The sequence below is a fragment of the Elusimicrobiaceae bacterium genome, from assembly GCA_028700325.1.
GTDB lineage: Bacteria > Elusimicrobiota > Elusimicrobia > Elusimicrobiales > Elusimicrobiaceae > JAQVSV01.
Genome location: JAQVSV010000088.1, coordinates 1 through 7,339 on the forward strand (window position 1 = coordinate 1; position 7,339 = coordinate 7,339).

Below are 7,339 nucleotides of genomic sequence, written 5' to 3' on the forward strand. Positions count from 1 at the left end.
TACCTGAACCACGAAAACTTTTTTTTCCGTGCCCGCATGGGTTACCGTCATTGTAACCGGGTCGCAAAAAAATTCCGGCTGGGCGTAAAGTTTCAGCATTTCGTTGAGGTCGAACCCGATGAACGAATCTTCCTCCACTTCCGACAGACCCGTGAACTGGCCCTCTCCCGCGCCGAAAACCATCAGGCCTCCGCCGCTGTTGAAAATGGACATGGCGTCGCGCACAAGCGTGAGCTTGTAAAGTTCGCTTTCATCTTTCCAGTTGATGTTGCCTTTGAGCGCCAGTTTGCGCGAATTTGAAAGGTTTTCCAGCCTTTCGATAATTTCAGCTTCGGTAATTGTCGCCATTGTTTTCTCCGTTAAATGTACACATAATTCTAATCAACGAGGTGCCTTGAAGTCAATATGCAGGTCAAAGGTCAGCGCCTTTGCGGTACATCCACCATATCCCGCCCGCGACTATGGCAAACATGAGCGCGGTGAGATAGCGCATGATATGCATTGAAGCGGTGTTGCAGAGTGCGCGCACCTGTTTGCGCAGCTCGGCGGGCTGGGCGGAGTCTGAAGCGAATGCGTCAAGCGCGGCGATTGACGAGGAGCTGCGTATTATAGCCAGCGATTTTGCCGCGATCAGGCGCAGTTCGGTGTCATAGTCCGCAGAATTCAGCAGCCGCGCGAGTTCCGGTTCGGCCGCAGGGTCGGAAACCGTGGTCAGCGCGTCTTTTGCCGCCTGCCTGACAAACCCGACGCCTGTCTGCGCCGCTTGCGCCAGGGGCCTGACCGCCGCGCCGGTCTGCATATTTACCAGTACCATGGCGGCTCGGTCGGCCATGATGGTGTCGGTGCTTTTGGCGTCTTCGATAAACATGGCGGTAATCGCCGGATTGTCCATTCTGCCTATGGCGACGGCGGCTTTTTTCCTGTATCCATATTCCGCGCCGGAATAAACTTCACGGCGCAGGATTTCGGCGGCTTCAGGCGAGGCGAAGGCGACTATCGAGTCAAATGCCGCGCTTTCCACGGCGGGATTTTCGTCTTTTGTCATCGCCAGAATGGGAGGCAGACTGTCCCTGTTTTTAAGGTTCCCCAGACAGGTCACGGCTTTTTTTCGCACTTCCCAGTGTGTGTTTCCGAGCGCCCGCTCCAGTTCGGAGGCGGCGTTCCTGCTTTTGCTTTCGCATAACGCGGAAACAGCCGCTTCAGCTTTTTCACGGTCAGGTGAAAGGCTTGTGGTTTCGCCCGCAAAAACGCTTGTGTTGAACAGAATGATCACTGTTGCGATTATAAATCGGTTCATATTAATCCTAATGATACAAAAATAGGCGTCGCGGCAACAAGAATGCGGCGCGACGCGGTGTTTTGTCTATTTCTGCGGCAGACCGGAATTTGCCGTCGTTCAGTCGGTTCCCGCATGCATTCTGCCGTGCATCGGGTATTGACATGCGGACGGTTGTGTGTAGAATAGTATCAGGAAGTATCATAATCTGTTAAGATATGTGAAATGCGGCGGTCGTTCCGGGTTGCCGCCTTATGGTGGTGCGATATGAAACTGGGCGATAAAATAGAGCAGTTGTTGAAACAGCGTAAAATGACCAAGACGGAACTGGCCAGCCGCATGGGGCTGAAAGACTCCAGCGTTATTTCGCACTGGGTGTATCACCGCTTTCATCCCGGGCGCGGCAATCTGGAGAAGCTTTGCGCAGTTTTCGAGAAGCCCGCGGAATATTTTGCGGACGACGCGGCGGACACCGTCGCGCCCCAGCAGGAGGACGCCGAACGCCGTCTGACGGACGCGTTGCGCGAAATTGAAACGCGCGGCGGCTTCAACAAAAAATCGGCCCATGTGGGAGTGGTCGGGACGATAACGGGCGACTGTTTCGGTTTTTCACCGGATGTGATAGCCGAAGAATATCTGCCGGTGCTTGTGGAATCTTACGGCGAGAGCCGGGTTTACGCTTTGCGGATCCGGGGCGGAGTTTTAAGCCCCACCGCGGAAGACGGCGACTATGCCATAATTTCCCAGACTGCCTATGTGGATGACGGGCGCCTTGCGCTGATCCGGCTGGCCGCTGGTTACGCCGTGCGGCGTATTTTCCGCAAAAAAAACGGGGTGGAATTGAAGCCGGAGCCGGCGCATGCCAGAACGCTTGTGCTGAAGCTGGACGAATTTTGCGTTATTGGTCAGGTGATAGGTTTTTTTCGCAAACCGTAAAAGGAGTTTCCTGTTATGAAAAAAGCGATCGCTTATATCGGCTGTTTCGCAAGCGCCGTTCCGCTGCTGGCTGCGGGCGGACTGTCCGAAGGCCTGAAAAAACTTTCTTCGGCCGACGCGAACGAACGGCAGTCCGGCATCAAAATGGTCTGCGCTTCGCAGGAACGCGGCGCCGGCGCGGAGCTTGAAAACGCGCTGGCCAGCGCCGACTGGTATGTGCGGGCAAAGGCGGCGGTATGCCTTGGCGACAGGCGGCAGGAATCCGCTGTTGCGAAGATTCTCGCGCTGCTGCAGGATCCTGAAGAAAACGTCCGGTCTTCTGCGGTTTACGGGCTGAGCCAGATGCCCGGCGAGGAGAGCGCGGATTTTGTGTTTCAGGCTTTCAAGGATCCGTCGCATAAAGTGCGTATAGCCGCTATGACATTGCTGAGCCAGCGCAGGGACGCGCGCTCTCTCAGGGCGGTGCTGCGGGGCATGGAAGACGAGTCGGGTTTGGTGCGCGAGAAAGTGATGTGGGCCGTCCATAACAATGTTCCTGACCAGGCCGTGCCGCTCCTGATGCGCGGGCTGGACGATCCTTACGGGCGTGTGCGCTCGGCTGCGGCTTCCATTCTGGGGATTCGGGGCTATCGGGCCGCGATACCCAAACTGCTGAAAATGGTGAATGACAAGGATTCCCTTGTCCGCGGCAGCGTAGCCATAGCGCTGGGCAAGATGAAAGAGCCGCAGGCCATCACCCCGCTCATTGAGATCATCAACGATCCGTCGCCTTCGGTGCGGGAAAGCGCGGTGGAAGCGTTGAGCAGATACGATGATCCCCGCGCAATCGCCGCCGTGCGCGCGGCAGTTAAAAATCAGGCGGAGGCGAAAAAAACGGGCGCAGCCAAAACGGCCGGAAAAACCATTGAACCAAAAACTGACGACGGCGCATCCGGCGTGCGGAAAGGGCGTTTCCGTGTCAAATATCTGGCGGCGGCAATCGCGCTGGTTCTGGCGGCTGCGTGGCTGGCGGCGTCAAAATTCAAGGATTGACTTGCCTGGCGCCCTGATTAAGTTATATATTGCTATATAAGTGCCAATCATCTGCCGCGGCGCGCGCTGGCGGCTGAAAAATGAGGATGTCATGCCGAACCCGAATTTACAACGTAAACTGACAATAGCCGCGGCGTTGCTTTTTTTGACGGGCGTGTTCCCGTTTGTAACGGCGGTTCACGCGCAAAGCGGCAGCGATATGGTGGACAGCGAGAGCCTGCTCGATTCCGAGAACAAGGATTTTCGGGAAAGCGCGGTTAATGCGCTGTGCGATTCAAAAGGGAAAGCCAATACTACCGCCGCGCTGATCAAGGCGCTGAAAAATTCCTATTGGCTGGTGCAATACAAGGCGGTAATCTGTCTTGGCGATCGCGGCCGCGGCGACAAGGATGCGGGCCGTGCGCTCATCGCGTTTCTCAAGCAGGACGACGGTTCCCGCGAGAAACTTACCGCCTCCACTATTGAAGCAATCGGGAAAGCGCGGCCGCTGGAAGCGACGTGGGAGCTCAGCCGGTACATAAAATCCAGTTCCGACCTGGTGCGCAAGGCGGCCGCACAGTCCATGATTTCGCTGGATGATCCTGTCGATCTGAAGGTGATCGTAAAAAGCATTTCCGCCACACATTGCCCTGACGCGCCGGACTCCGCGGTATATACCGGCGCGCAGTACCTCGCCGAGCAGCTCCGCACCGGCTCTTCGAGCCAGAAAATTTCGGCCATGTGGGCCATTTCGCAGGCCAAAGCCGGCGGCCAGCTGTTGTTGCTCAATCTGCTGAAAGATCCAGACTCCTCGATCCGCACCGAAGCCGCTTTCGCGCTGGGCGATATGGGTTCATGCGACGCCATCACTCCGCTTGCCGAAATGGGAGTGAGCGATCTGTCTGCCAAAGCGCGCATTGCGGCGTTGTGGAATATCGCAAAAATAAAAGACGGCAAAACGCCCCGCCGCGACTCTGATCCGATGTTTCGCGACACTGCCGAGCAGACCGCGAAAGGCCTGAAGGAAAAAGCCGCGGCGATCGCGCAGGCGAGCATTTCTTCGCCGGAACCGGAAGTCCGAGTAGGGGTGGCTTCCGTGGCGTTGCGCATAAAGAACGACAAATTCGAGAAAGTCGCGTCGGCTGTGCTGCTCGCAAAGAAAGGCGAGTTTCCGTATCCTCTGAAACTTGAGGCGGCGTACCAGCTCTGGGATTTCGGCGGTCAGACCGCGGCGGACACCTTTTCAAAAGCGCTTGGTTCTTTCAATCCTGAAATCCGCATTCCCGCGCGCGCGGCCGCGGCGGAGAGTCTGGGTGGTTCGAAATTCCTCATGCCGTTTTTCGTATGCGGAGCGATATTCGTGGTGATGCTGGTGCTGCTGTATTGGCTGAGAGTGCATGCGGGCAGGCGTGAGGCCGAGGAAAAGGCCAAGATGGAGCTGGCTGCCGAAATCGCGTCAAAATCGAGCGGCGACGCATGGCTATGAAAAAAGTCACGATATTTCTATGCGCGGGTCTGTTCTCGCCTGCCGTATGCGGGCTTGAAATAAAATTGCAGCAGTACGGTCCTGAAAAATATGCGGCGGCCAGCGTGGAGGATGTGCTTACGCTGTCTGACACGCCCGGTTACCGCATTGAAGACGCTGTGGCCAACGGTTTTACCGTGACGCGGGTTGCCGCATTGACCGCCGAGGCTAACGAAGCGGGCAAAACCGGGCTGGAAACTTTCATGTCGGCCATTTCATCGCGTGCGGCTGAAGCCGGCGCGAACGCGGTGTATATAAACGCGGCCAACGCCTACCCCGGTTCCAACAGCATCGCGCAGGTCAAAGGCGATCTTTACCGGGTGGTGTGGGCCGGCGAAGTGCCGGAGAATCTGCAGGCGGGGTTTGGCGCGGCCGCACGGCTTTTTAACACCGAACTGATAACCCGCATGCCCTATTATGCGAAGCGGCAGGCGCTTATGTTCGGGGTGGAGCGGTCAGTGATAAATGACATTTTCGGCCTGCAGCTTTCCACGGCTGCCAGTCCGCTTGAGCAGTTTTCTGACATGACCTGCGGTGAATTGACCAGGAAACAGAGCAAACGGCTCAAATCTTTTTTCAAATTGCAGGCCGCGCCGTCCGACGATACGGTGGTAAATGATATTCTGGTGGCGGGCAGCATCGAGAGTCTTGACGTTTTTCTTGGGTCCATCAAATCCGGTCTGAAAAAAGAGGCCCAGCTTCTCATGGCGGCCAATCCCGCCGAATATGCGTCCTACCGCGACATTTATTTCCGCATTTACGGCGCTTTGCCGGTGGAAGATCCTCAGGCCGATCCTGATTCGGAATAAAATCCCGGTTTCATTTTGCTTTTCCGGCAGGCCGTGCGGGTGCCGGACATTCTTTGCGGGCCGCGCATTCATGTTCCGGCAATGCTGTAACAGCTGACCGGAGTTTCTTCTGCCCGGCGGTTTTGTGCAGCAGGTAATAGCCCAGGCACAGCGCGAACGCGGAGAGTGTGACATAGGCGGCTATCCTGTCCTGAACCGGCAGCGGCTTGCCCTGCTGATATAACAGTCCCGTCACGCGGATTAGAAAGCCGGCCGGAACCAGAACCGCCAGGCCGGTGCCGCTTGCCAGCGCGGCGCAGAACAGATAAGAGTAAGCGAAAAGCGCGGGCAGTTCAAAGAAAGCCTGTCCGTGTCCCCTGAAGGAAGTGTACATCAGCGAAACCATAACCGCCGCTATGCCGGCCGGCAAATCATCTTTAAGTCCGTTAAACAGCGCAGCGCGGAACACCACTTCATCGAAAACCGCCGCGCACAGCGCGACGGCAAGATATGGCGCCACGCGCAATGACAGGTGGAAATCTCCATCAGCCGCGACAAGCAGACTCATGGCGAAAGTCATGCCGAGCAATATGGGCAGGCCCGATCCGCCGGCGCGGTGCAGTCCCCAGGTTTTCAGGGGTTTCAGCCGGCGCAGAAACCACAGCAGGATGGCCGAGCCTGCGGCAAAAAAAACTGCTCCGGTCACAGGTTTTACCAGTTGCTCCGGCAGCCAGCCCAGCCGCAGCAGCGCTCTTGAAAGCAGCCAGCCCAGCGGTGTAGCCATAACGGTCAGGATTGCGGCATAGGCGGCGAATCTTGTTTTGCTGGAGTCGGGCATAAAATATTTTCCGGTGAGTTCTGAATACGACTGAAGCGCCGCCGCCTTTTGTTTCAAGTTGAGGCCGAGTCCGGCCCCGTTTTCAATTATATGTTTTAACAAAGCCCGGGGAAACCCTTTTTAAAGTTTTGCGGTTTTTATATCATATCACTGTATGGAAGAGAATAAATCCTGCCGCGCCTATTTTGATTTGCAGGCCGAAACCTGGGACAATTACGATCCCGATACGGTTTACCCGGTGATCGTCCGGATTCTCGACCGGTTCGGGCTTGAGCCGGGCGGGTCGGTTCTGGATGTGGCCTGCGGCACGGGCATCCTCACTCCGTTTTTGCGGGACCGGCGGATTGGCGAGCTTGTGGCGACCGATGTGTCCGGCGGGATGTGCCGGGTTTTCGCCTCCAAGTTTCCGGGCGAGAAAATAGTCCGCGCTGATTTTGAAACCGCGCTGTTCAATCCTTCCTGTTTCGATGCCGTGCTGATTTTCAACGCGTTTGCGCATTTTGCGAACCCCGCGGCGGTTTTCGACAACGCTTTCCATGCTTTAAAACCGGGCGGGCGGCTGCTGGTCGCGCATTCCATGAACCGCGCCGCGCTTGACGGGCATCATCGCCGCGCCGGGCGCGAAGTCGCCGGGCATGTGCTGGTGTCCGATCGGGAAATGGCGGAGTTTTACCGGGCGGCCGGTTTTACGGACATCATTGTGGAAGACGCCGCATATTTTTATTCCGAAGGCCGCCGTCCCGCCGCCGACATTTTATGAAAATGTATTCAGAATGCATTCCGTGCCTGTTTAAAATCGCGCTTGACACGATCGTCGCCTACGGTGTGCCCGAGCGCGAACACCGCGCGATACTGGCGCGTTATTCCGAGATCCTGTTTTCTTTGCCGGACGGGGTTACCGCGCCGGAGATATCGGCTGTGCTTACGCGCCTGCTCGCGGGATATGGTTCGGCCCGCCGGGATGT

General features: G+C 56.8%; 9 protein-coding genes. 6 read left to right on the forward strand and 3 right to left on the reverse strand.

The features are described 5' to 3' along the window. Both PHW69_09035 and PHW69_09040 read right to left on the reverse strand, forming a co-directional pair. A partial coding sequence (locus PHW69_09035; GenBank protein ID MDD4005326.1) for a hypothetical protein occupies positions 1-348 on the reverse strand: 348 nt, incomplete at its 3' end. 64 nt (positions 349-412) lie between these two features. After that, positions 413-1,297: a HEAT repeat domain-containing protein gene (locus tag PHW69_09040; GenBank protein MDD4005327.1), complete on the reverse strand. Its 885-nt coding sequence runs from the start codon at positions 1,295-1,297 to the stop codon at positions 413-415. A gap of 204 nt (positions 1,298-1,501) precedes the next feature. On the opposite strand from PHW69_09040, the gene PHW69_09045 reads away from it, so the two are divergent. From PHW69_09045 to PHW69_09060, 4 genes are read left to right on the forward strand one after another with little or no spacing between them, the layout of a single operon-like run. Next, entirely contained in the window at positions 1,502-2,212 is a 711-nt protein-coding gene (locus PHW69_09045) for an XRE family transcriptional regulator (GenBank protein MDD4005328.1), read from the forward strand. Positions 2,213-2,227: 15 nt separating this feature from the next. Beyond that, complete coding sequence (locus PHW69_09050) at positions 2,228-3,244, forward strand: HEAT repeat domain-containing protein (protein MDD4005329.1); 1,017 nt, start codon at positions 2,228-2,230, stop codon at positions 3,242-3,244. Positions 3,245-3,284: 40 nt separating this feature from the next. Continuing rightward, positions 3,285-4,709, forward strand: coding sequence for a HEAT repeat domain-containing protein (locus PHW69_09055; protein ID MDD4005330.1), 1,425 nt, complete (start codon positions 3,285-3,287; stop codon positions 4,707-4,709). Then, positions 4,700-5,557 (forward strand): hypothetical protein, encoded by an 858-nt coding sequence (locus PHW69_09060; GenBank protein MDD4005331.1) that lies wholly within the window; start codon positions 4,700-4,702, stop codon positions 5,555-5,557. Before PHW69_09055 ends, PHW69_09060 begins: the two co-directional genes overlap by 10 nt. A 10-nt stretch (positions 5,558-5,567) precedes the next feature. Here the strand turns inward: PHW69_09060 and PHW69_09065 are convergent, their stop codons facing one another. After that, complete coding sequence (locus tag PHW69_09065) at positions 5,568-6,374, reverse strand: hypothetical protein (GenBank protein MDD4005332.1); 807 nt, start codon at positions 6,372-6,374, stop codon at positions 5,568-5,570. Between the two features lie 154 nt (positions 6,375-6,528). Here PHW69_09065 and PHW69_09070 point away from each other — a divergent pair, with 154 nt between their 5' ends. After that, on the forward strand, positions 6,529-7,134 hold the full coding sequence (locus tag PHW69_09070; protein MDD4005333.1) for a class I SAM-dependent methyltransferase: 606 nt from the start codon (positions 6,529-6,531) through the stop codon (positions 7,132-7,134). Next, positions 7,131-7,339, forward strand: a 209-nt coding sequence (locus PHW69_09075) for a hypothetical protein (GenBank protein ID MDD4005334.1), incomplete at its 3' end; no start/stop codon positions are given. The genes PHW69_09070 and PHW69_09075, both read left to right, overlap by 4 nt.